The sequence below is a fragment of the Citrobacter sp. Cb004 genome, assembly GCF_030337065.1.
Classification (GTDB): Bacteria; Pseudomonadota; Gammaproteobacteria; order Enterobacterales; family Enterobacteriaceae; genus Citrobacter; species Citrobacter braakii.
Map to the genome: position 1 here is coordinate 36,866 of NZ_JAOWCH010000054.1, position 22,820 is coordinate 59,685.

At 52.9% G+C, this 22,820-nt stretch carries 22 protein-coding genes; 16 read left to right on the top strand and 6 right to left on the bottom strand.

Annotated features, from left to right (window positions below; genetic code table 11):
• Positions 1-8 precede the first annotated feature (8 nt).
• Positions 9-881 carry a 4-hydroxybenzoate octaprenyltransferase gene (ubiA, locus tag OGV65_RS10420; protein WP_003826589.1) on the top strand — a complete coding sequence of 291 codons (873 nt, stop codon included), beginning with the start codon at positions 9-11 and terminating at the stop codon, positions 879-881.
• 60 nt (positions 882-941) lie between these two features.
• On the opposite strand, the gene plsB is transcribed toward ubiA, so the two are convergent.
• Entirely contained in the window at positions 942-3,362 is a 2,421-nt protein-coding gene (plsB, locus tag OGV65_RS10425) for a glycerol-3-phosphate 1-O-acyltransferase PlsB (RefSeq protein WP_101700864.1), read from the bottom strand.
• A 171-nt stretch (positions 3,363-3,533) separates the two neighbouring features.
• On the opposite strand from plsB, the gene OGV65_RS10430 reads away from it, so the two are divergent.
• The 4 genes from OGV65_RS10430 to OGV65_RS10445 all read left to right on the top strand — a co-directional run bounded on the left by OGV65_RS10430 (position 3,534) and on the right by OGV65_RS10445 (position 6,419).
• Positions 3,534-3,902, top strand: a complete 369-nt coding sequence (locus OGV65_RS10430; protein WP_003826594.1) for a diacylglycerol kinase — start codon at positions 3,534-3,536, stop codon at positions 3,900-3,902.
• A 109-nt stretch (positions 3,903-4,011) separates the two neighbouring features.
• Positions 4,012-4,620 (top strand): transcriptional repressor LexA, encoded by a 609-nt coding sequence (lexA, locus tag OGV65_RS10435; RefSeq protein ID WP_003826596.1) that lies wholly within the window; start codon positions 4,012-4,014, stop codon positions 4,618-4,620.
• A 134-nt stretch (positions 4,621-4,754) separates the two neighbouring features.
• On the top strand, positions 4,755-6,074 hold the full coding sequence (gene dinF, locus OGV65_RS10440) for an MATE family efflux transporter DinF (protein WP_049041229.1): 1,320 nt from the start codon (positions 4,755-4,757) through the stop codon (positions 6,072-6,074).
• Between the two features lie 135 nt (positions 6,075-6,209).
• Positions 6,210-6,419: a CsbD family protein gene (locus OGV65_RS10445; RefSeq protein ID WP_019077869.1), complete on the top strand. Its 210-nt coding sequence runs from the start codon at positions 6,210-6,212 to the stop codon at positions 6,417-6,419.
• A gap of 48 nt (positions 6,420-6,467) precedes the next feature.
• Here the strand turns inward: OGV65_RS10445 and zur are convergent, their stop codons facing one another.
• The gene (gene zur / locus OGV65_RS10450) at positions 6,468-6,986 is read right to left on the bottom strand and encodes a zinc uptake transcriptional repressor Zur (RefSeq protein WP_003031709.1); all 519 of its coding nucleotides are present in this window, start codon (positions 6,984-6,986) and stop codon (positions 6,468-6,470) included.
• Between the two features lie 115 nt (positions 6,987-7,101).
• Here zur and OGV65_RS10455 point away from each other — a divergent pair, with 115 nt between their 5' ends.
• From OGV65_RS10455 to pspG, 3 genes are all read left to right on the top strand, one after another.
• Positions 7,102-7,590, top strand: a complete 489-nt coding sequence (locus OGV65_RS10455; protein WP_103767230.1) for a cupin domain-containing protein — start codon at positions 7,102-7,104, stop codon at positions 7,588-7,590.
• A gap of 107 nt (positions 7,591-7,697) precedes the next feature.
• Positions 7,698-8,696, top strand: a complete 999-nt coding sequence (dusA, locus tag OGV65_RS10460; protein ID WP_016155444.1) for a tRNA dihydrouridine(20/20a) synthase DusA — start codon at positions 7,698-7,700, stop codon at positions 8,694-8,696.
• Between the two features lie 133 nt (positions 8,697-8,829).
• Positions 8,830-9,072, top strand: a complete 243-nt coding sequence (gene pspG / locus OGV65_RS10465; RefSeq protein ID WP_016155352.1) for an envelope stress response protein PspG — start codon at positions 8,830-8,832, stop codon at positions 9,070-9,072.
• A 232-nt stretch (positions 9,073-9,304) separates the two neighbouring features.
• On the opposite strand, the gene OGV65_RS10470 is transcribed toward pspG, so the two are convergent.
• Positions 9,305-10,288, bottom strand: coding sequence for a quinone oxidoreductase (locus OGV65_RS10470; RefSeq protein WP_016155445.1), 984 nt, complete (start codon positions 10,286-10,288; stop codon positions 9,305-9,307).
• A gap of 64 nt (positions 10,289-10,352) precedes the next feature.
• Here OGV65_RS10470 and dnaB point away from each other — a divergent pair, with 64 nt between their 5' ends.
• From dnaB to OGV65_RS10495, 5 genes are all read left to right on the top strand, one after another.
• Positions 10,353-11,768, top strand: a complete 1,416-nt coding sequence (gene dnaB, locus OGV65_RS10475; protein WP_003826610.1) for a replicative DNA helicase — start codon at positions 10,353-10,355, stop codon at positions 11,766-11,768.
• A 47-nt stretch (positions 11,769-11,815) separates the two neighbouring features.
• Positions 11,816-12,895, top strand: coding sequence for an alanine racemase (gene alr, locus OGV65_RS10480; RefSeq protein WP_047357731.1), 1,080 nt, complete (start codon positions 11,816-11,818; stop codon positions 12,893-12,895).
• A 129-nt stretch (positions 12,896-13,024) separates the two neighbouring features.
• Positions 13,025-14,218, top strand: coding sequence for an aromatic amino acid transaminase (tyrB, locus tag OGV65_RS10485; protein WP_286454920.1), 1,194 nt, complete (start codon positions 13,025-13,027; stop codon positions 14,216-14,218).
• A 249-nt stretch (positions 14,219-14,467) separates the two neighbouring features.
• Positions 14,468-15,181, top strand: a complete 714-nt coding sequence (gene aphA / locus OGV65_RS10490; RefSeq protein WP_003826615.1) for an acid phosphatase AphA — start codon at positions 14,468-14,470, stop codon at positions 15,179-15,181.
• A gap of 126 nt (positions 15,182-15,307) precedes the next feature.
• Complete coding sequence (locus tag OGV65_RS10495) at positions 15,308-15,664, top strand: MmcQ/YjbR family DNA-binding protein (protein WP_016155357.1); 357 nt, start codon at positions 15,308-15,310, stop codon at positions 15,662-15,664.
• Between the two features lie 94 nt (positions 15,665-15,758).
• On the opposite strand, the gene uvrA is transcribed toward OGV65_RS10495, so the two are convergent.
• The gene (uvrA, locus tag OGV65_RS10500) at positions 15,759-18,581 is read right to left on the bottom strand and encodes an excinuclease ABC subunit UvrA (protein WP_016155358.1); all 2,823 of its coding nucleotides are present in this window, start codon (positions 18,579-18,581) and stop codon (positions 15,759-15,761) included.
• A gap of 251 nt (positions 18,582-18,832) precedes the next feature.
• Between uvrA and ssb1 the strand changes: the two genes are divergently transcribed.
• The gene (ssb1, locus tag OGV65_RS10505; RefSeq protein ID WP_016155359.1) at positions 18,833-19,360 is read left to right on the top strand and encodes a single-stranded DNA-binding protein SSB1; all 528 of its coding nucleotides are present in this window, start codon (positions 18,833-18,835) and stop codon (positions 19,358-19,360) included.
• 66 nt (positions 19,361-19,426) lie between these two features.
• Here ssb1 and OGV65_RS10510 read toward each other — a convergent pair whose 3' ends face one another.
• Entirely contained in the window at positions 19,427-19,708 is a 282-nt protein-coding gene (locus OGV65_RS10510) for a YjcB family protein (protein WP_016155360.1), read from the bottom strand.
• A 551-nt stretch (positions 19,709-20,259) separates the two neighbouring features.
• On the opposite strand from OGV65_RS10510, the gene pdeC reads away from it, so the two are divergent.
• Positions 20,260-21,846, top strand: coding sequence for a cyclic di-3',5'-guanosine monophosphate phosphodiesterase PdeC (gene pdeC, locus OGV65_RS10515; protein WP_047499546.1), 1,587 nt, complete (start codon positions 20,260-20,262; stop codon positions 21,844-21,846).
• A 2-nt stretch (positions 21,847-21,848) separates the two neighbouring features.
• Here pdeC and soxS read toward each other — a convergent pair whose 3' ends face one another.
• On the bottom strand, positions 21,849-22,172 hold the full coding sequence (soxS, locus tag OGV65_RS10520; RefSeq protein ID WP_016155362.1) for a superoxide response transcriptional regulator SoxS: 324 nt from the start codon (positions 22,170-22,172) through the stop codon (positions 21,849-21,851).
• An 86-nt stretch (positions 22,173-22,258) separates the two neighbouring features.
• On the opposite strand from soxS, the gene soxR reads away from it, so the two are divergent.
• A complete protein-coding gene (gene soxR, locus OGV65_RS10525; protein ID WP_016155363.1) occupies positions 22,259-22,717 on the top strand; it encodes a redox-sensitive transcriptional activator SoxR in 459 nt (152 codons plus the stop codon).
• The last annotated feature ends 103 nt before the right edge of the window (positions 22,718-22,820 follow it).

Below are 22,820 nucleotides of genomic sequence, written 5' to 3' on the forward strand. Positions count from 1 at the left end.
AGATAAAGATGGAGTGGAGTCTGACGCAGAATAAGCTGCTGGCATTTCACCGCTTGATGCGTACGGATAAGCCAATCGGTGCCTTACTGCTGCTCTGGCCTACGCTGTGGGCATTGTGGGTGGCAACCCCAGGCATGCCGCAATTGTGGATCCTGGCGGTTTTTGTTGCTGGCGTTTGGTTAATGCGCGCTGCCGGCTGCGTGGTGAATGATTATGCCGACAGGAAATTTGACGGACACGTTAAACGCACCGCAAATCGCCCGCTGCCGAGCGGGGCCGTCACTGAAAAAGAGGCCCGAACGCTGTTCGTCGTATTGGTACTGCTGGCCTTCCTGCTGGTTTTGACGCTCAACACGATGACCATTTTGTTGTCCGTTGCGGCGTTAGCGCTGGCGTGGGTTTACCCGTTCATGAAACGCTATACGCACCTGCCGCAGGTGGTGCTGGGGGCGGCGTTTGGCTGGTCGATCCCGATGGCGTTCGCCGCCGTGAGCGAGTCCGTACCGCTGAGCTGCTGGCTGATGTTCCTCGCCAATATTCTCTGGGCGGTGGCCTACGACACGCAGTATGCGATGGTTGACCGCGATGATGACCTGAAGATCGGCATTAAATCGACCGCGATTCTGTTCGGTCAAAACGACAAGCTGATCATTGGTATCCTGCAGGTGGGCGTACTGGTGCTGATGGCGCTGGTGGGTTGGCTAAATGGGCTGGGACTGGGTTATTACTGGTCTCTGCTGGTGGCTGGCGCGCTGTTTGTATATCAGCAGAAACTGATCGTCAATCGCGAGCGTGATGCCTGTTTTAAAGCGTTTATGAACAATAACTACGTCGGTCTGGTGCTGTTCTTAGGGCTGGCGATGAGCTACTGGCATTTTTGAGTTTGGCTTAGCCTGCAAAATAAAAAACCGGTCATTTTATTTCGACCGGTTTTTTTATGCTTACTCGCCTTGTGTGGCGCTCTCGATGGTCAGACGCACATCTGACGTGACCAGTTCGGCCAACATCTGATAGATCTTCATCGTCTCTTCCGGTTCGGCATCTCCGGTATCGCTGATGAATCCCTCGTCACGCAGCGTCAGCACCAGAGAGCTGAACACTGCTTTATCGAAGAATTCCGGCGCGTTAATGCCGTGCAGTACGGAGAGGCGTTGCGCCACGGTACGGCTCTCTTTCTCCAGCGTGCCACGGTTGATAGACGGGTTCGCGCTCAGCAGCCAGAAGGTAATGGCGTAGCGTTGCAACGTCTCGCGAGCACCCGCCGCCAACAGCTGTAGCGTACGGGAGCGGGCCGGATTGATATGCAGTTCGTCATCGTTCAGGGTGATCAGTCCCTGGCGCTGCATTTCGCTGGCCAGTTCGTCAATCACTCCGGCGAGTTCATCACGCTCCCAACGTAAGAACAGCTCTGCTTTCAGCATCGGGTACAGCGCATCAATATGCTGCTGTAGCGCGGCGCGTGAAATACGACGATGCTGAGTCACAATGGCTGCCATTAACGAAGGCAGAACCAGCATATGCGCAATGTTGTTGCGGTAATACGTCATCAATACCGCCTGCTCGCGCGGCAGAATGATGATGTCACCGATGGTGTCTTTCTCGACCTCAAACTTATTCATCTGTAAGGCGTGGTCGATCAATTCACTGGCGCTCTGCGCAGGAACCGTAGCATCCGCCGCGTACGGCACGTTGCGCAGCAGACTCAGATAGCAGTCGAGCTGTTCAGTCAGTTGCTCACGGGTCAGAGAGCGCTGGCGGGAGGCCAACAGCGCGGTACAGCACAGGTTCATGGCATTGGCCGCGCCTGCGTTGTTAATGCGTACCATCAGATCGGCGGCAATGCTATTCACCGTCGGCGTCAGCCAGGCCGGACGGATGGACTCGATAGGATCGATCGATTCACGCCACTCCGGTACATGCTGGTTGAGGTAAGTCATCAATGGCATCGGTTCGCCAAAGTTGACATAACCCTGACCCAGATTACGCAGCTTGCTCAAGCCACGCAGCATTTGCGGCAAACTCTCTTTCTCTTTCGTCGCGCCACGCAGCTCTTTCGCGTACGTGCCTACTTCCATTACGTGCTCGTAGCCGATGTAGATGGGTACGAGGGTAATCGGACGCGTACCGCCGCGCAGCATCGCCTGAATGGTCATCGACAGCGTGCCGGTTTTCGGGTCGAGCAGACGCCCGGTACGTGAACGGCCTCCTTCGACAAAGTATTCAACCGAGTAGCCGCGGCTGAACAGCTCGCCCAGGTATTCGCGGAAAACGGTGGAATAGAGCTTGTTGCCCTTGAAGGTACGACGAATAAAGAACGCGCCCAGACGACGGAAAATCGGACCTGCTGGCCAGAAGTTCAGGTTGATACCGGCAGCGATGTGCGGCGGAACCAGCCCCTGGTGGTACAGAACGTACGACAGCAGCATATAGTCCATATGGCTGCGGTGGCACGGAACATAGACGATTTCGTGCCCATCGTGCGCCAACTGACGTACACGCTCCGCATTGTGAACGTTAATCCCCTGATACAGACGGTTCCAGGTAAAGCCCAGAATACGGTCTGTCAGACGAATCATCTCGTAGGAGAAGTTGGCGGCAATCTCTTCCATCAGCGCAATGGCATTTTGCTGCGCTTTTTCGTGGGAGATTTTTTTACTGCGCGCTTCATCTTCTACCGCGCGAGCGATAGCTTTTGAGGCCAGCAGCTTATTGAACAGGTCCTGGCGGGCAGGGAGGCGCGGGCCGACTGCGGCCAGACGCTGACGAGCAAAGTGCATGCGCGCCACGCGAGCCAGCTTCTGAGCGATGATTTTATCCGTACCGTGTTCGTCCGCCATGCGACGCAGGGAGACCGATGGGGAGAAGCGGACAAAACTGTCGCGACCCAGCCAGGACACAGCAAAGAATTTCTGTACGCCGTTCAGCATGCGCAGCGGCGGATTGACCTCGCCTTTTTCACGCCCAGGCGCGCGGCCAAACATCACCGAAACCGGCACCATTTGCACATCCAGGTCTGGATTGCTGCGATGCAAGTCGAGATAGTTATGGAACAGCTTAATGGACTCTTCTTTCGGCGTGTAATAGGTGAACACGCGCGGGCCGCCGTGAATAAACACGTAGCGCGGCAGCAGAGTTCCGTCTATCTCCAGCGGTTCCAGGGGATCCGGGAGATCGTGCACCAGACATTGGGCACGCAGCGTCAGCAAGTCTGCTTTTGAATTGTACGGTAGGACGTACATAATGGGACGCGAAGTATCGAGCCCCAATTCCGGGGCAGGTTCTGCCGGAATAGACTTGCTTTTTACCAGGACGCTTAATGGTAAATTCAGTAATTTGTAGTAAATTCGTGGCCAGCCGGACATAAACGATGTAAAGCCTCTGGTTAATAATGCAAATGCGCTGCAAGGATATCAGAAAGTTTAGTGAATTTCTGGTGTATCCGGTCATACTTCGCGCTGCTTTGCCACACCCTGAAACAAACGGGGTAACGTTACAATGACATTGACGCTAATAATGTAAAAAGGTTCTTTTTGATGGCCAATAATACCACTGGATTCACCCGAATTATCAAAGCTGCAGGCTATTCCTGGAAAGGTTTTCGCGCCGCATGGATCAATGAGGCGGCATTCCGCCAGGAAAGCGTTGCCGTACTGTTGGGCGTAGCCATCGCCTGCTGGCTGGACGTTGACGCCATTACCCGCGTGCTGTTGATTGGTTCCGTGATGCTGGTGATGATCGTTGAAATCCTCAACAGTGCGATTGAGGCGGTGGTTGACCGTATTGGCTCTGAGTATCACGAACTTTCCGGTCGGGCGAAAGATATGGGCTCGGCAGCGGTATTGCTGTCTATTTTTGTCGCTCTGATCACCTGGGGCATCCTGTTGTGGTCGCATTTGCGATAAAGATTCCACAACTGCATAAATCTCCTGTTTTTTGTGCAGTTTGCGGTTCCAAAATCACCTTTAGCTGTATATACTCACAGCATAACTGTATATACACCCAGGGGGCGGAATGAAAGCGTTAACGGCCAGGCAGCAAGAGGTGTTTGATCTCATTAGGGATCACATCAGCCAGACAGGTATGCCACCGACGCGTGCGGAGATCGCGCAGCGTTTGGGGTTCCGTTCCCCAAACGCCGCTGAAGAACACCTGAAAGCGCTTGCGCGTAAAGGCGTCCTTGAAATTGTATCCGGCGCATCGCGCGGTATTCGACTGCTGCAGGAAGAAGAAGAAGGGTTACCGCTTGTCGGACGTGTGGCGGCAGGCGAGCCACTGCTGGCGCAGCAGCACATCGAAGGCCACTATCAGGTCGATCCTTCACTGTTCAAACCGAACGCCGATTTTCTGCTGCGCGTTAGCGGTATGTCGATGAAAGACATCGGTATTATGGACGGTGATTTACTGGCTGTGCATAAAACTCAGGATGTGCGTAACGGTCAGGTTGTTGTTGCCCGTATCGACGACGAAGTCACCGTTAAGCGCCTGAAAAAGCAGGGCAATAAGGTTGAACTCCTGCCAGAAAACAGCGAATTTAAACCTATTGTTGTCGACCTGCGCGAGCAAAACTTCACTATTGAAGGGTTGGCGGTAGGCGTCATTCGTAATGGTGAATGGCTGTAATTTTCTGTTGATTCCCTGTAGCCCGGGTAAGACGTGTACGTCGCTATCCGGCAACTTGCCCGGTGGCGCTACGCTTACCGGGCCTACACAGCATCTTTTTTCAGTATATCTAACTTCTTCTCAGGCTCTCCTGTATGCCTTTCTTTACCTCTTCTGATAAAGCACTCTGGCACCTCGCCTTACCGATGATCTTCTCCAATATCACCGTTCCCCTGTTGGGACTGGTGGACACCGCGGTGATTGGTCATCTGGACAGTCCGGTCTATCTTGGCGGCGTTGCTGTTGGCGCCACGGCGACCAGCTTTCTCTTTATGCTGCTACTTTTTTTGCGCATGAGTACCACCGGCCTTACCGCACAGGCATTTGGCGCGAAAAATCCGCAGGCGCTGGCGCGCGCGTTGGTGCAGCCGCTATTGCTGGCGCTGGGGGCGGGGCTGCTTATCGCACTGTTTCGGACGCCGATTATCGATCTGGCTCTGCATATTGTCGGCGGAAGTGAGGCGGTACTGGAGCAGGCCCGACGTTTCCTGGAAATCCGCTGGTTAAGCGCACCTGCGTCGCTGGCGAATCTGGTGCTGCTCGGCTGGTTGCTTGGCGTTCAGTATGCGCGCGCGCCAGTTATCCTGTTGATTGTCGGCAATATTCTCAACATTGTGCTCGATTTATGGCTTGTAATGGGCCTGCATATGAACGTGCAGGGGGCGGCGTTGGCGACGGTGATTGCGGAATATGCCACGCTGCTGATTGGCCTGATGATGGTACGCAAAGTCCTGCATATGCGTGGAATTTCGCTGGCAATGTTGAAGCTGGCGTGGCGTGGCAACTTCCGTCGTTTACTGGCGCTCAACCGCGACATCATGCTGCGTTCGCTGCTGCTACAGCTCTGCTTTGGGGCCATTACGGTTCTGGGCGCGCGTTTGGGAGGCGACATCATCGCGGTTAACGCCGTTCTGATGACTCTGCTGACGTTTACCGCCTACGCGCTGGATGGATTTGCCTATGCTGTGGAAGCGCATTCGGGTCAGGCCTATGGGGCGAGGGATGGCAGCCAGTTGCTTGATGTCTGGCGGGCGGCCTGTCGACAGTCCGGTATTGTGGCTATTCTGTTTTCGCTGGTTTACGCCCTGTTTGGCGAGCAGATTGTTGCGCTGCTGACCTCGCTGCCGCAAATCCAACTGTTGGCCGATCGCTATCTTTTCTGGCAGGTGGTTTTGCCGCTGGTGGGAGTGTGGTGTTATCTGCTCGACGGTATGTTTATTGGAGCGACACGGGCTGCAGAAATGCGCAACAGTATGGCCGTTGCCGCAGCAGGGTTCGCATTAACGCTACTGGCTTTACCGTTGCTGGGAAATCATGGTTTGTGGCTGGCGTTAACCGTTTTTCTCGCGCTGCGTGGGCTTTCCCTGGCCTTTATCTGGCGGCGTCACTGGCGTAATGGAACCTGGTTTGCCTGAGCGGATGGTTAAAAATTCCGAATAATAAATAAAACCCAGAATCCCTGACTACACTTATTCTCACGTCCAGCAAAAACAGCATGTGTCTGGACATGGCACTCTCGCTATTCACAACCTAACGATGAGGACTTGATGATGAATAAAGACGAAGTCGGCGGTAACTGGAAGCAGTTTAAAGGTAAAGTGAAAGAGCAATGGGGCAAACTGACCGATGATGATATGACGGTCATTGAAGGTAAACGTGACCAACTGGTCGGTAAAGTCCAGGAGCGTTACGGTTACGCGAAAGATCAGGCGGAGAAAGAAGTGACCGATTGGGAAAAACGTAATGATTACCGCTGGTAATTAACCCTTCCCTCCTGAGAGTACAAGGATGTACGCTCTCCCACCCGCTTAACGCCCAACTTTCTTCTTCACCTGAATCGTATGGTCATGCTGGCATTCGCCAGGGTGACGACATGACTCAACCTCCACACAGGCCGGGCACAGTCCATGGGCTTCAATAACGTTATGTCGCAGGGCAAAACCCATTTTTGCTGCCAGCGTATGCATGATGTCTTCCACGCCTTCTGCGCACTCTTCTTTTACCACACCACAGCGGTCGCAAATGAACATTGCGGAACTGTGAGTTGGCTGATCGAATAGATGGCAAAGCACATAGCTGTTGGTGGATTCCACCTTGTGCACAAACCCTTGTTCCAGCAGAAAATCGAGCGCACGATACACGGTCGGCGGCTTGGCCTGCGGCTCGGTTTCCCGCAACAGGTCAAGTAGGTCGTAAGCGCTGATTGCGCCTTCCTGCAGGCTCATCAGGCGCAGCACTTCGAGGCGTTGTGGCGTAAGCCGTACGTTGCGTTGCGCACAGAGTTTTTCAGCTTGAGCCAATAACTCCTGCGTGGTGGTTTTGTCCATTTGGCGCCTCGATTTGCGTGCAAGGTTAATCCCTTACTTTAACATGTTCTGTTTAAAACACCGAGATCCACCGCGGTGTGCTATACCTGACCCATCGCAATACTGGAAAATAATCATGAAAAGACCCGATTGTATTCGTCACTGGCGTGAAGTTGAGGGGGCTGATGACTCCACCTATCCCGACAGCGATGAGCTGTTTTCCATAGGTGCGCCGCTTGCCCGCAAGCTGGGGTTAGGGCGAATCGGCATTCATCATGAGCGCCTGCCGCCGGGCCGACGCACCTCGTATCCGCACGCTGAAAGTGATGAGGAAGAGTTTATCTATGTGCTGGAGGGATATCCTGAAGCCTGGATTAACGGTTATTTATGGAAGCTGGAGCCGGGCGACAGCGTCGGTTTCCCGGCGGGCACCGGCGTGTGTCACACCTTTATCAATAACACCAGTGAAGAGGTACGTCTGCTGGTCGTGGGTGAGGCGAACAAAAAATACAATCGTATTTATTATCCGCTTAATCCGGTTTATGCCGCCACGCGTGAGGACCGTTGGGTCGACCATCCGCCGCAGTTTTTTGGATCTCACGACGGAAAACCGGGGCGTAAATAGCGCTTGTCGGGGAGCAGGGAGGGGGAACCTCGCGGATGTGGCTCACTATCGTAACGGTCTATGCTATAGTAGCGCCCCTTTTTTAACCGGATGCTTGAATATTCGCCATGCTGCCTGAATCTCAGTCTACCGCTTTTCCCGCTCATCGTTTTTCTATCGCGCCGATGCTCGACTGGACGGACAGACATTGCCGCTACTTTTTGCGCTTACTGTCCAGCCAGACGCTGCTCTACACGGAGATGGTAACCACCGGCGCGATCATTCATGGTAAAGGCGATTATCTGGCGTATAGCGAAGAAGAACATCCGGTCGCTTTGCAACTGGGCGGGAGCGATCCGGCTGCGCTGGCGCAGTGCGCAAAGCTTGCTGAACAACGGGGCTATGACGAAATTAACCTCAACGTGGGTTGCCCTTCCGATCGTGTACAGAATGGAATGTTTGGTGCCTGTCTGATGGGAAATGCGCAACTGGTCGCTGATTGCGTCAAAGCGATGCGCGATGTGGTATCAATTCCGGTAACGGTGAAAACCCGTATCGGTATTGATGACCAGGACAGCTACGAATTCCTGTGCGATTTCATCAACACGGTCTCCGGTAACGGTGAATGTGAGATGTTTATCATCCACGCCCGCAAGGCCTGGCTGTCCGGGCTAAGCCCGAAAGAAAACCGCGAAATCCCACCGCTGGATTATGACCGTGTTTATCAGCTAAAGCGCGATTTTCCGCATCTGACGATGTCGATCAACGGTGGCATAAAATCGCTGGAAGAAGCGAAAATCCATCTGCAACATATGGATGGCGTGATGGTGGGGCGCGAAGCTTATCAAAACCCAGGCATTCTGGCGTCCGTTGACCGCGAGATTTTTGCTGTCACCAGCGAAGATGCCGATCCGGTCGCCGTAGTGCGTGCGATGTATCCGTATATTGAGCGTGAACTGAGTAAAGGAACCTATTTGGGGCATGTCACGCGCCATATGCTGGGACTGTTTCAGGGGATTCCAGGGGCACGGCAGTGGCGTCGCTATCTGAGCGAAAATGCGCATAAAGCCGGGGCAGATATTGAGGTTCTGGAACATGCGCTGAAGCTGGTGGCAGACAAACGTTAAGTTTTCGCCAAAAGTTAGTGAATTTCACCACGCCCTGCGCTTCGTCGCGGGGCGTTTGCTTTATAAATCAATATATTAATTTTGGCATGTTTCTTGTAAAGCTGTGGAGAGTATTTCATTTCGGGAGAGAGCCATGCTGGAACTACTTTTTGTGATTGGATTTTTTATCATGCTGATGGTCACCGGCGTATCTTTGCTGGGAGTGCTGGCCGCATTGGTGGTAGCCACTGTGGTGATGTTTTTGGGCGGACTATTTGCGTTGATGATTAAACTGTTGCCCTGGCTGTTATTGGCCGTTGCCGTGGTGTGGGTTATCAAGGCGATAAAAGCGCCAAAAGTCCCACAGTATCAGCGCAATAACCGCCGATTTTACTAAGGTATTGAGCGGTGTGTCACAACCTGCAACATTGCCTTTAGAAGCAAATAGGAATTGATTATCAAATCTGTCACTATTGCCAGGTTAACGAATTCATCGAGCTGTACCCTACATACAGCCGAACTAAAAAAAGAAAGGGCTTCCTACGGGAAGCCCTAATTCTTTCTTCCCCCTTCATAATTCAAACCGCAGGTTTGTTGGCGGCTTGAATTATTTAGCGGAAATGAGGGCGTTACGGGATCAGCAAACTCGACCCCTGTGTGGCCCGGCTTTCCAGCACTTCATGAGCACGCTGCGCGTCGTGCAGTGCGAACGTCTGCCCCGGTGCGACATCCACTTTGATCACTCCGCTGGCAATCAGCGAGAAAAGCTCATTGCTGGCTTCGGTTAATTCATGGTGGTTGGTGATGTAACCCTGGAGTGAAGGGCGAGTCACGTACAGCGAACCTTTCTGATTCAGAATGCCTAAGTTAACGCCAGTCACCGGTCCGGAAGCATTACCAAAGCTGACCATGAGCCCCCGGCGCTGCAGGCAATCCAGTGAGGCTTCCCAGGTATCTTTCCCCACCGAGTCATACACCACCCGCACTTTTTTACCGCCAGTGATCTCTTTTACACGTTCTACAATGCTCTCTTCACGATAGTTAATGACCTGCCATGCGCCGGCCTGCAGCGCAATTTGCGCTTTTTGCGCATTACCGACAGTGCCAATCAGCTTCGCACCCAATGCTTTTGCCCACTGGCAGGCAATCATACCGACGCCGCCTGCTGCCGCATGGAATAAAAATGGTTCATCGGGCTGAATTTCATAGGTCTTACGCAACAGATAAAAAACGGTGAGCCCTTTAAGAAATGAGGCTGCAGCTTGTTCAAACGAGATAGCGTTGGGCAAAATAGCGGTTTTATCAGCCGGGACGTTATGCACTGAGCTGTAGGCGCCCAGGGGAGACTGAGCGTAAACCACGCGATCGCCGGCTTTAATGTGCGTCACTTTGCTACCGACTTTACTGACCACGCCTGCGGCTTCGGTACCCAGACCGCTGGGCAGAGAAGGCGGTGGATAAAGACCACTGCGGATATAGGTGTCGATATAGTTGATCCCAATCGCTTTGTTCTCGACCTGGATTTCATTTTCCGCCGGGTCTACAGGCGTAAACTCCACAGCCTTGAGTACATCAGGGCCACCATGCTTGTGAAATTCAATACGTGTTGCCATGCTTCCTCCAAAAGAAATGTGGTAATCTTTCGACCCAATCATTATCTCGGTAACTCCATTCACTATGGCAGGAAATAAACCCTTCAACAAACAACAGACTGATGCTCGTGAGCGCGATCCCCAGGTCGCCGGGCTGAAAGTACCGCCGCACTCGATTGAAGCGGAACAGTCGGTGTTGGGCGGTTTAATGCTGGATAACGAGCGCTGGGACGATGTGGCTGAGCGTGTGGTGGCGGAAGATTTTTATACCCGACCGCACCGGCACATCTTCACCGAAATGCATCGCCTGCAGGAGATGGGAAAACCCATCGATCTGATCACGCTTGCAGAATCGCTGGAAGTTCAGGGGCAACTGGACAGCGTCGGCGGTTTTGCTTACCTGGCTGAGTTATCTAAAAATACGCCAAGTGCAGCGAACATTAGTGCCTATGCGGATATTGTCCGCGAACGTGCCGTTGTTCGTGACATGATTTCGGTGGCGAACGAGATCGCGGAAGCCGGATTTGATCCGCAAGGCCGTTCCAGTGAAGATCTGCTGGATCTCGCGGAATCCCGCGTCTTTAAAATTGCTGAAAGTCGCGCCAATAAAGACGAAGGTCCGAAAAATATTACCGATGTGCTCGACGCTACCGTCGCGCGTATCGAACAGCTGTTCCAGCAGCCACACGATGGTGTCACCGGGGTCAACACCGGTTATGACGACCTCAATAAAAAGACTGCTGGTTTGCAGCCGTCAGACTTAATTATCGTCGCCGCGCGTCCGTCGATGGGTAAAACGACATTTGCAATGAACCTCGTCGAAAATGCGGCGATGCTGCAAGATAAGCCGGTTCTTATCTTTAGTCTTGAAATGCCCTCAGAACAGATCATGATGCGTTCCCTGGCCTCACTCTCACGTGTAGACCAAACCAAAATCCGTACCGGTCAACTGGATGATGAAGACTGGGCGCGAATTTCCGGAACAATGGGTATTTTGCTGGAGAAACGAAACATCTATATTGATGACTCCTCCGGCCTGACGCCAACGGAAGTGCGCTCACGTGCCCGTCGTATCGCCCGCGAACACGGTGGTATCGGACTTATCATGATCGACTACCTGCAGCTGATGCGCGTGCCGTCGCTCTCCGACAACCGTACGCTGGAAATTGCTGAAATTTCCCGCTCGCTGAAAGCGTTAGCGAAAGAACTGCATGTGCCGGTGGTGGCGCTGTCGCAGCTTAACCGCTCTCTGGAACAACGCGCCGATAAGCGTCCGGTCAACTCGGATCTGCGTGAGTCCGGCTCCATCGAGCAGGATGCCGACTTAATCATGTTTATCTATCGTGATGAGGTTTATCACGAAAACAGCGACTTGAAAGGCATCGCCGAGATCATTATCGGTAAACAGCGTAACGGCCCGATCGGTACGGTGCGCCTGACGTTTAACGGTCAGTGGTCGCGCTTCGATAACTATGCTGGCCCGCAGTACGACGACGAATAACAACACTGAATCAGGTTACTCAAGCAAATACTTATCAAGGAATACAAATGCAAGCGGCAACTGTAGTCATTAACCGCCGCGCTCTGCGACACAACCTGCAACGTCTGCGTGAACTGGCTCCAGCCAGTAAACTGGTTGCGGTCGTGAAAGCGAACGCTTACGGCCATGGTCTGTTAGAGACCGCGCGAACGCTCCCCGATGCGGACGCTTTTGGTGTCGCTCGTCTTGAAGAAGCCCTGCGGTTGCGAGCGGGAGGGATCACGCAGCCCATCCTGCTGCTGGAAGGATTTTTTGATGCTTCCGATCTGCCGACTATCTCCGCGCAGCGTCTGCATACTGCCGTCCATAACCAGGAGCAGCTTGAAGCTCTGGAAGCCGCAGTACTGGCTGAACCGGTCACCGTCTGGATGAAGCTCGACACGGGAATGCACCGCCTGGGCGTGCGTCCTGAGCAGGCCCAGGCGTTTTATCAGCGCTTGACGCAATGTGAAAACGTGCGCCAGCCGGTCAATATCGTCAGCCACTTTGCGCGCGCGGACGAGCCTGAGTGCGGTGCGACCGAAAAGCAGCTCGATATCTTCAATAGCTTTTGCGCAGGTAAACCGGGTCAGCGTTCGATCGCCGCGTCGGGTGGTATTCTGCTGTGGCCGCAGTCTCACTTCGACTGGGCGCGTCCGGGGCTGATTCTGTATGGCGTATCGCCGTTGGAAAACCACTCTATCGGTGCCGATTTTGGCTGCCAGCCGGTGATGTCGCTCACTTCCAGCCTGATTGCGGTGCGTGAACACAAAGCGGGCGAGCCGGTTGGCTATGGTGGAACCTGGCTGAGCGAGCGCGACACGCGTCTGGGCGTGGTGGCGATGGGCTATGGCGATGGTTATCCGCGCGCAGCGCCGTCTGGGACACCGGTACTGGTCAATGGCCGTGAAGTGCCGATCGTCGGTCGCGTCGCGATGGATATGATTTGCGTCGATTTAGGTCCCGAGGCGCAGGACAAAGCCGGCGATTCGGTTATCCTGTGGGGTGAGGGCCTGCCCGTTGAACGCATTGCTGAAATGACGAAAGTAAGTGCTTACGAACTTATCACGCGCCTGACCTCAAGGGTGGCAATGAAGTATATCGATTAAGTTCATGATGTGCCGGATAAGGCGGTTACGCCGCCATCCGGCAATATTCCTCTCAACATCCTCTCGATCTTCTCCCGCTTCCGGTTTATTGTGTTCTTAACCCCTGCCTGTAAACCTGGAGAACCACACGTGTTTCAAAAAGTTGACGCCTACGCCGGCGACCCGATTTTATCGCTCATGGAGCGTTTCAAAGACGATGCACGTAGCGACAAAGTGAACCTCAGCATCGGTCTGTACTACAACGAAGACGGCATTATTCCTCAGCTTAAAGCGGTGGCAGAAGCGGAAGCCCGACTGAATGCCAAACCGCATGGCGCTTCGCTGTATCTGCCGATGGAAGGCCTGAACACTTATCGCCATACTATTGCGCCGCTGTTGTTTGGCGCAGATCATCCGGTTCTCCAGCAGCAGCGCGTCGCAACGATTCAGACGCTGGGCGGCTCCGGTGCGCTAAAGGTTGGTGCAGACTTCCTGAAACGCTATTTCCCTGATTCTGGCGTGTGGGTCAGCGATCCGACCTGGGAAAACCACATCGCGATTTTTGAAGGTGCTGGGTTCGAAGTAAGTACTTACCCCTGGTATGACGACACCACCAATGGCGTGCGTTTCAACGACCTGTCGGCCACGCTGAACACCTTACCGGCGCGCAGCATCGTACTGCTGCATCCGTGCTGCCATAACCCGACGGGTGCGGATTTAACCCCCGCGCAATGGGATGGTGTCATTGAGATCCTGAAAGCTCGCGATCTGATCCCGTTCCTGGATATTGCTTACCAGGGTTTCGGCGGCGGAATGGAAGACGATGCCTATGCGATCCGCGCCATTGCCAGCGCCGGATTGCCTGCACTGGTCAGCAACTCATTCTCGAAGATTTTCTCTTTGTACGGCGAACGTGTCGGCGGACTTTCAGTGGTCTGTGAAGACGCTGATGCCGCCAGCCGCGTTCTGGGGCAGCTAAAAGCGACGGTGCGTCGTAACTATTCCAGCCCGCCAAACTTTGGTGCGCAGGTCGTGGCCGCGGTGTTGGGTGATGACGCGCTGAAAGCCAACTGGCTGGCGGAAGTCGAAGAGATGCGTACCCGTATTCTGGCGATGCGCCAGGCGCTGGTTAACGTATTGAATGCGGAGATCCCTGGTCGTAACTTTGATTACCTGCTGCAACAGCGCGGGATGTTCAGCTATACCGGGCTCAGCGCTGCTCAGGTCGATCGCCTGCGCGATGAGTTCGGTGTGTACCTGATAGCCAGCGGTCGTATGTGCGTGGCCGGGTTGAATCACGGTAACGTGCAGCGGGTGGCGAAGGCATTTGCCGCTGTCATGTAACCGGGTTTTTAGGCCTGATAAGCGTCGCGCCATCAGGCATTGTATTGCCGGATAGCGGTGTAATCACCTTATCCGGCCTACTTTCTTTCACCGTGCTATTGGTCTGTTTTCCAATGTGATCATGCTCTTTTTCCAGGACAAAACCAGAGAAAATCCTTCCTTTCCCTCCCCCTAAGGGGTAAGGTCAGATAGTTTTTTGACCAGTTGTTAATAAAAAAATGATAACTAACTGACTACTTAGGGAAAAATATGCGCAAGTTTACGTTGGCACTGAGTGCCGTTTGTTTATTGTTCACGCTAAATCAGCCGGCCCAGGCGTTAGTTTCTTCTCCCTCTCAGCTTAATCCAGGCACCAACGTTGCAAAACTCGCTGAGCAGGCACCCATTCACTGGGTCTCCGTGGCACAAATTGAAAACAGCCTGACCGGACGCCCGCCGATGGCCGTCGGGTTTGATATCGATGACACCGTCCTCTTTTCCAGCCCAGGCTTCTGGCGCGGTAAAAAAACGTATTCTCCGGACAGTGAGGATTACCTGAAAAATCCGGCCTTCTGGGAAAAAATGAACAATGGCTGGGACGAATTCAGCATTCCGAAAGAAGTGGCGCGTCAGTTGATTGATATGCACGTGCGTCGCGGCGACAGCATCTTTTTCGTAACCGGGCGTAGCCAGACGAAGACCGAAACGGTGTCGAAAACGTTGTCCGATAACTTTCACATCCCGGCCGGCAATATGAACCCGGTCATTTTTGCCGGTGATAAGCCGGGCCAGAATACGAAAACGCAGTGGCTGCAGGATAAAAATATCCGTATGTTCTACGGCGACTCTGATAATGACATTACCGCCGCCCGAGACGTGGGTATTCGTGGCATTCGTATTTTACGCGCTTCTAACTCCACTTATAAACCGTTGCCACAGGCCGGCGCGTTTGGTGAAGAGGTGATCGTCAACTCGGAATATTGAGGACATTGCTTGCGGTTGTTGTTTTTTTAAACAAATTTGCGTTACCTGCTTTTACCTTTTGCGGACTTGCTGCACACTGAATAAAAGATGTTCTCATTAGGCAATATGCTGGTAAGGGGAATTAAGATGACGAATTCGGAGTTGCTGCAATACTGCATGGCAAAAATGGGCGCCGAGCAGAGCGTACACAGTGACTGGAAGGCCACACAAATCAAAGTCGAAGATGTGCTTTTTGCCATGGTAAAAGAGGTGGAAGAACGCCCGGCGGTGTCACTGAAAACCAGCCCGGAACTGGCAGAGTTGTTACGTCAGCAGCATAGCGATGTACGGCCAAGCCGGCATCTCAATAAGGCGCACTGGAGTACGGTGTATCTGGACGGCTCGCTGCCGGATTCGCAAATCTACTACCTGGTAGACGCCTCTTATCAGCAGGCCGTAAACACGCTGCCGGAAGATAAACGCCGGATACTGGCGCAGTCCTGATCTGTTTTCCGCAATGAGGCGCCAGCGCCTTATCAGGCCTACAAGCAATTATGCATATTTTGTAGGCCTGATAAGCGTAGCGCCATCGGCATGATTACAACAGTGGTTTGAGGAAACGGGCCGTGTGTGAGGCTTCACACTCAGCGACTGTTTCTGGTGTGCCTGAAACCAGAATTTCCCCGCCGCCGCTGCCGCCTTCCGGACCGAGATCGACAATCCAGTCAGCGGTTTTTATCACGTCCAGATTGTGCTCAATCACTACGATGGTGTTGCCCTGATCCCGGAGTTGATGCAGCACGTCCAGCAGTTGCTGAATATCCGCAAAATGCAGACCGGTGGTCGGTTCGTCGAGAATATACAGCGTTTGACCGGTACCGCGTTTGGACAGTTCACGCGCCAGCTTCACGCGCTGCGCTTCACCGCCCGAGAGCGTGGTGGCGGACTGACCCAGTCGAATGTACGTCAGACCCACGTCCATCAGCGTTTGCAGCTTACGCGCCAGCGCCGGAACGGCATCGAAGAACTCACGCGCTTCTTCAATCGTCATATCCAGCACTTCGTGGATAGTCTTGCCCTTGTACTTAATCTCCAGAGTTTCGCGGTTATAGCGCTTGCCTTTACACTGATCGCACGGCACGTAGATATCCGGTAAGAAGTGCATTTCGACTTTGATCACGCCGTCGCCCTGACAAGCTTCACAGCGTCCGCCGCGGACGTTAAAGCTGAAACGACCCGGAGTATAACCGCGCGCACGCGACTCCGGCACACCGGCAAACAATTCGCGCACTGGCGTAAACACGCCGGTGTAGGTTGCCGGGTTAGAGCGCGGCGTACGGCCAATCGGGCTTTGGTCAATGTCGATCACTTTGTCGAAATGTTCCAGACCCTGAACATCACGATATGGCGCGGGTTCAGCCAGTGTGGCGCCGTTCAGCGCCGTCTGCGCAATCGGGAACAGCGTGTCGTTAATTAGCGTCGATTTACCCGAACCGGAAACACCGGTAATGCAGGTAAATAAACCAACCGGCAGCGTCAGGGTGACATCTTTCAGGTTGTTACCGCGCGCGCCGGTCAGCTTCAACACTTTTTCCGGGTCTGCCGCCACGCGCTGTTTCGGCACTTCAATCTTGCGCTTACCGCTCATGTACTGGCCGGTCAGCGACTCAGGCACGGCCATGATATCTTTTAGCGTACCTTCGGCAACCACCTGGCCGCCGTGAACGCCCGCGCCGGGGCCGATGTCGATAACGTGGTCAGCGGCGCGAATCGCGTCTTCATCGTGCTCAACCACAATGACGGTATTGCCCAGATTACGCAGGTGGATAAGCGTACCCAACAGACGCTCGTTATCGCGCTGATGCAGACCGATAGACGGTTCATCCAGCACATACATTACGCCGACCAGACCTGCGCCGATCTGGCTTGCCAGACGAATACGCTGGGCTTCGCCGCCGGAGAGCGTTTCTGCTGAACGCGACAGCGTCAGATAGTTGAGGCCGACGTTAACCAGGAACTTCAGACGATCGCCAATCTCTTTGAGAATTTTCTCTGCAATCTTCGCTCGCTGACCCGCAAGCTTCAGGTTGTTGAAGAAATCCATGGCGTGGCCGATGCTCATGTCGGAAATCGCGGGCAGCGGCGTATTTTCGACAAATACGTGGCGGGCTTCCCGGCGTAAACGCGTCCCCTCACAGCTGGCGCACGGTCGGTTGCTAATGAACTTGGCTAATTCTTCACGTACCGCGCTGGATTCCGTCTCTTTATAACGGCGCTCCATATTGTGCAATACGCCTTCGAACGGATGGCGGCGTACGGACGTATCGCCGCGATCGTTCATGTATTTAAATTCGATATTCTCTTTACCGGAACCGTACAGCACCACTTTATGCACGGCAGGGTTCAGGCTGGCCCATGGGGCTTCGACGTCGAATTTATAGTGTTCCGCCAGTGACTTAAGCATCTGGAAGTAATAGAAGTTACGGCGATCCCAGCCGCGGATAGCACCACCGGCCAGCGACAGTTCCGGATTTTGGATCACACGGTCAGGATCGAAATACTGCTGCACGCCGAGACCGTCACAGGTCGGGCATGCGCCCGCTGGGTTATTGAACGAGAACAGACGTGGTTCCAGCTCGCGCATGCTGTAGCCGCAGATCGGGCAGGCGAAGTTGGCGGAGAACAGCAACTCTTCCGCTTTCGGATCGTCCATATCGGCGACCACCGCCGTACCACCGGACAGTTCCAGCGCGGTTTCAAAGGATTCAGCCAGTCGCTGGGTGAGATCGTCGCGTACTTTAAAGCGGTCAATCACCACTTCAATAGTGTGTTTCTTTTGCAGTTCAAGCTTGGGCGGATCGGAAAGGTCGCACACTTCACCGTCGATACGGGCGCGGATATAGCCCTGGCCTGCCAGGTTTTCCAGCGTTTTAGTATGCTCGCCTTTACGCTCTTTAATCACCGGCGCCAGCAGCATCAGACGTTTGCCTTCCGGCTGCGACAGAACGTTGTCCACCATCTGGCTAACGGTCTGGGCCGCCAGGGGAACGTCGTGATCCGGGCAGCGCGGTTCGCCAACGCGGGCAAACAACAGGCGCAGATAGTCGTGAATTTCGGTAATCGTACCTACCGTGGATCGCGGGTTGTGGGATGTCGATTTTTGTTCAATTGAGATGGCGGGAGACAGCCCCTCAATGTGGTCGACATCCGGCTTTTCCATCAGCGACAGAAACTGACGCGCGTACGCGGAAAGGGATTCAACGTAACGACGCTGCCCTTCGGCATACAAGGTGTCGAAAGCGAGCGAAGATTTGCCTGAGCCCGAAAGCCCGGTGACGACAATCAGCTTGTCGCGCGGGATGACGAGGTTGATGTTTTTGAGATTATGGGTGCGGGCGCCCCGAACTTCGATCTTATCCATTCATCTTTCCCGGATTAAACGCTTTTTTGCCTGGCTGCATGGTGCTACCGGCGATCACAAACGGTTAATTATGACACAACCTAACCTGAATGGATATACAGTGTTGGAATGCAAAACGCAGATGCCTGTGCAACAATGTCTGTCTGGGGTTGTTTACTGGAATCGATCTCGCAACGTAGTAAAAGCGCTATTGGAAATGCTACAATCCCGCGCTTACACTTATTCAGTAACGTTTTTCAGGAGACACGATCATGGCCAGCAGAGGCGTAAACAAGGTGATTCTCGTCGGTAATCTGGGCCAGGACCCGGAAGTACGCTATATGCCGAATGGTGGCGCAGTTGCCAACATTACGCTGGCTACTTCCGAATCCTGGCGTGATAAAGCGACCGGCGAAATGAAAGAGCAGACTGAATGGCACCGTGTGGTGCTGTTCGGCAAACTGGCGGAAGTTGCCAGCGAATATCTGCGTAAAGGTTCCCAGGTCTATATCGAAGGTCAGCTGCGTACCCGCAAATGGACCGATCAATCCGGCGTAGAAAAGTACACCACTGAAGTTGTGGTTAACGTTGGCGGCACCATGCAAATGCTGGGCGGTCGTCAGGGTGGTGGTGCTCCGGCAGGTGGCGGCCAGCAGCAGGGTGGTTGGGGTCAGCCTCAGCAGCCGCAAGGTGGCAATCAGTTCAGCGGCGGCGCGCAGTCTCGCCCGCAGCAGCAGTCGGCTCCGGCAGCGCCGTCTAATGAGCCGCCGATGGATTTCGACGACGATATTCCGTTCTAATCCTTCTGCTTTTCGCTGAAAATTATGGCTACCTCAGAACTGGGGTAGCCATATGCAATTCTGTTATCAGTTCAACACCATCGGCCAGTCTGGCGGTGTATGGCTCATCACTTCAACCATTACGGTTTCAATGTTCTTCCAGATTGCGGACATATCCACCAGGGTTATGCCGAGTAATCCGGTCGCAAACCAGCAGGCAAAAACCAGCCCTAAACCGCTGCTAATGACGGCCAGGCCAATATAATCTGATTTACGAAAACGGATATTGAGCGTACTGGCTAAAAACATCAGCACTGCACTGAGTAATTGCCACCGCAGAAGAACCACGCCAGTTGTTATCGTTGCCATGAAAAACGTCCTCAGAAAGTCTGGATGCCCAGGACAGCGCGGGGGTGTTCACCGAGGGTGTAGTACTCTGGCTATCGACGGGCAATAACATGAATGAAACATCGTTTCTGTTACATGATTTTTGTGAACTATATCACACATGCTCGTTTGTTCACCAGTGTTGGGCGTATTTTTTGCAGGATGATAACCATGTTAAATATGTGGTTATATTCAAGGAAGCAATGATACTAAATAATCAACTCTAAAGATGCATTTGCGTTACCTGTTTTATTTATCCTAAATTAATCGTTAAAAAAATCTAATGAATTTCTTAAATAAAGCCAGGATAGTGCTTATAAAAAATTACTCCTTGGGGATAATAACGTTATGAAATAAGCATAACTTTAAGTTTGCCTTACGGAAAAATAATATCATCATCAACTATTATCAGACTTTTACATAGAGAAGTCTGTTGCTAATACTGATAGATTCATGCAACTTAATCAGTCGGTGTTTATAGCATCTTGCCTTAATGGGTTCTGGCATATACGAAACAGGGAAACAGGGCTGACATGAATCACAGTGCGCGACGCAAGATACTGAAGTTCCTCGGAACATTCATGGTGGTATTGCTCCCCGTGGTGCTGGCGTTATGGTTTGCTCAAATCCGGGCAATGTCCGAAACCCGTAATCAACTTCGCTCTTTTGCGCAACTGGTGTTAAATAAAACTGAATTGGTGATCCAACAAGCCGATTTAGCGCGAGATATGGCCCTGTTGTATCAAGGTAAGATGTGTACCCCGGCACATCAGAAAAATATGCTAGATATTATTCGTGGTCGTTTATATATCAGCGAGCTAATTTATGCGCAGGGCGATCATTTTTTGTGCTCTACGTCGATGGCGCCGCCAGTCGCCTATATTATGCCGACCGCCGACTATAAACGTACGCCGGACATCTCCATCTATTACTATCGCGATACCCCCTTTTTCGCTGGCTACAGAATGACGTATATGCAACGTGGAAACTACGTTGCCGTCATCAACCCATTATCTTACAGCGAAGTTATGTCAGATGACCCGGACCTGTCCTGGGGCGTGTATGACACGGTAACGGGTACTTTTTTCTCTGCCAGCGAAGGGGCGCCTATTGCGCAGTTATTGCCGTTGGTGCGCGGTGAAGCCTCAACCTTCCAGTTGGACGATCGCTTCTACACCAAAGTGCATTCAGAAAAACGCCCGATTGCGATTATTGTGTCGACCTCGGATAAACGCATACATTCGATTTTCTATCATGAGGCTGCGTTAACGATTCCTTTCGGGATTATCTGCAGCATCCTGATGCTGTTAATGTGGTGGCGCACGCGTCAGGAATACTTATCTCCCCGCCGCTTGTTAAAACGAGCAATCAAAAAACGTCAACTGTGTCTGCACTACCAGCCGATCATTGATATCGAAAACGGTCAGTGCGTAGGGGCTGAGGCTCTGCTGCGCTGGCCGGGCTGTGATGGTGAAGTAATGAGCCCAACCGAGTTTATTCCACTGGCTGAAAAAGAGGGAATGATTGAGCGGATCACGGATTACGTGATTGAAGAGGTGTTCAACGATTTAGGATATTTTCTTTCGGCGCATCCTCAGCTTTATATCTCGATAAACCTCTCTGCTTCTGACTTTCATTCATCCCGACTTATTGCCCTGATTACCGACAAAAACCGTGAGTACTCTGTGGCGGCTCAGCAAATTAAAGTCGAGGTGACGGAACGCGGATTTATTGATGTAGATAAAATGACCGCGGTAATCCAGGCGTTTCGTCAGGCGGGTTATGAAGTGGCGTTTGATGATTTTGGGACGGGATATTCCAATCTACACAATTTATCCGCGTTGAATATCGATATCCTGAAGATCGACAAATCATTTATTAGTACGTTGTCCACCAACAGCACCAGTCACCTGATTGCCGAACATATCATCGAAATGGCGCAAAGCTTACACCTGAAGATGATTGCGGAAGGGGTAGAGACGGTTGAGCAAATCGAGTGGCTGCGCGAACGTGGCGTACAGTATTGTCAGGGCTGGTATTTTGCGAAGGCGTTGCCGCCACAGGAGTTCATGCACTGGATACAACGGTCGCCCGCCATACTGACGCAGAGCGGGCAATAATCTTACAGGCGGTGGCGGTAATCGCTGGGGGTACGATCAAACTCGCGGCGAAACACGCGTGAGAAGGTTTGTTGTGATACGTAACCAAGATCCATCGCGATATCGAAAATAGGTCGCTCGGTCGTCCGCAGTTCAACAGCAGCCAGCAGGAGTCGACGCTGGCGGATATAGTCACCCAACGTCTGGCGCATCACCGTGCGGAACATTCTCTGTAAATACCACTTCGAGTAACCTGATTTTTTCGCCACCGCCTCAATGTTCAGCGGCTGATCGATATGGTCGTCAATCCATTCAATAAGGGTCTGAATAATCTGCTGATGGGACATAGGGCTGCCTCTTTTTCAGTATTCGATTCGTCGTTTTGTCTGTGGGCGAGTATAATTCCTCAAGTTAACTTGAGGTAAAGCGATTTATGGAAAAGAAATTACCCCGAATAAAAGCGCTGCTCACGCCAGGTGAAGTTGCAAAGCGTAGCGGCGTGGCGGTATCAACCCTGCATTTCTATGAAAGCAAAGGGTTAATCAGCAGTATGCGCAACAGCGGCAATCAGCGCCGATACAGACGTGATGTGTTGCGTTATGTGGCGATTATCAAGATTGCTCAACGCATCGGGATCCCGTTGGCAACGATCGGTGATGCGCTCGGCGTATTACCTGAAGGACATTCGCTCAGTGCTAAAGAGTGGAAGCAGCTCTCTTCGCAATGGCGTGAAGAGCTGGATCGACGCATTCATACTTTAGTGGCGCTACGCGATGAACTGGATGGGTGTATTGGTTGCGGTTGTTTGTCGCGCAGCGATTGCCCGTTGCGTAACCCAGGCGATCAGCTTGGCGAGAAGGGAACCGGGGCGCGTCTGCTGGAAGATGATTGATGTGAAATATCTGATGGATTGACGGATATAAAACTAAAGCGCCACAGAGGGCGCTTTAGTTTGGTTCCGGTCTTTGTCTTTCACTCTATCCCGCTGGTTCACG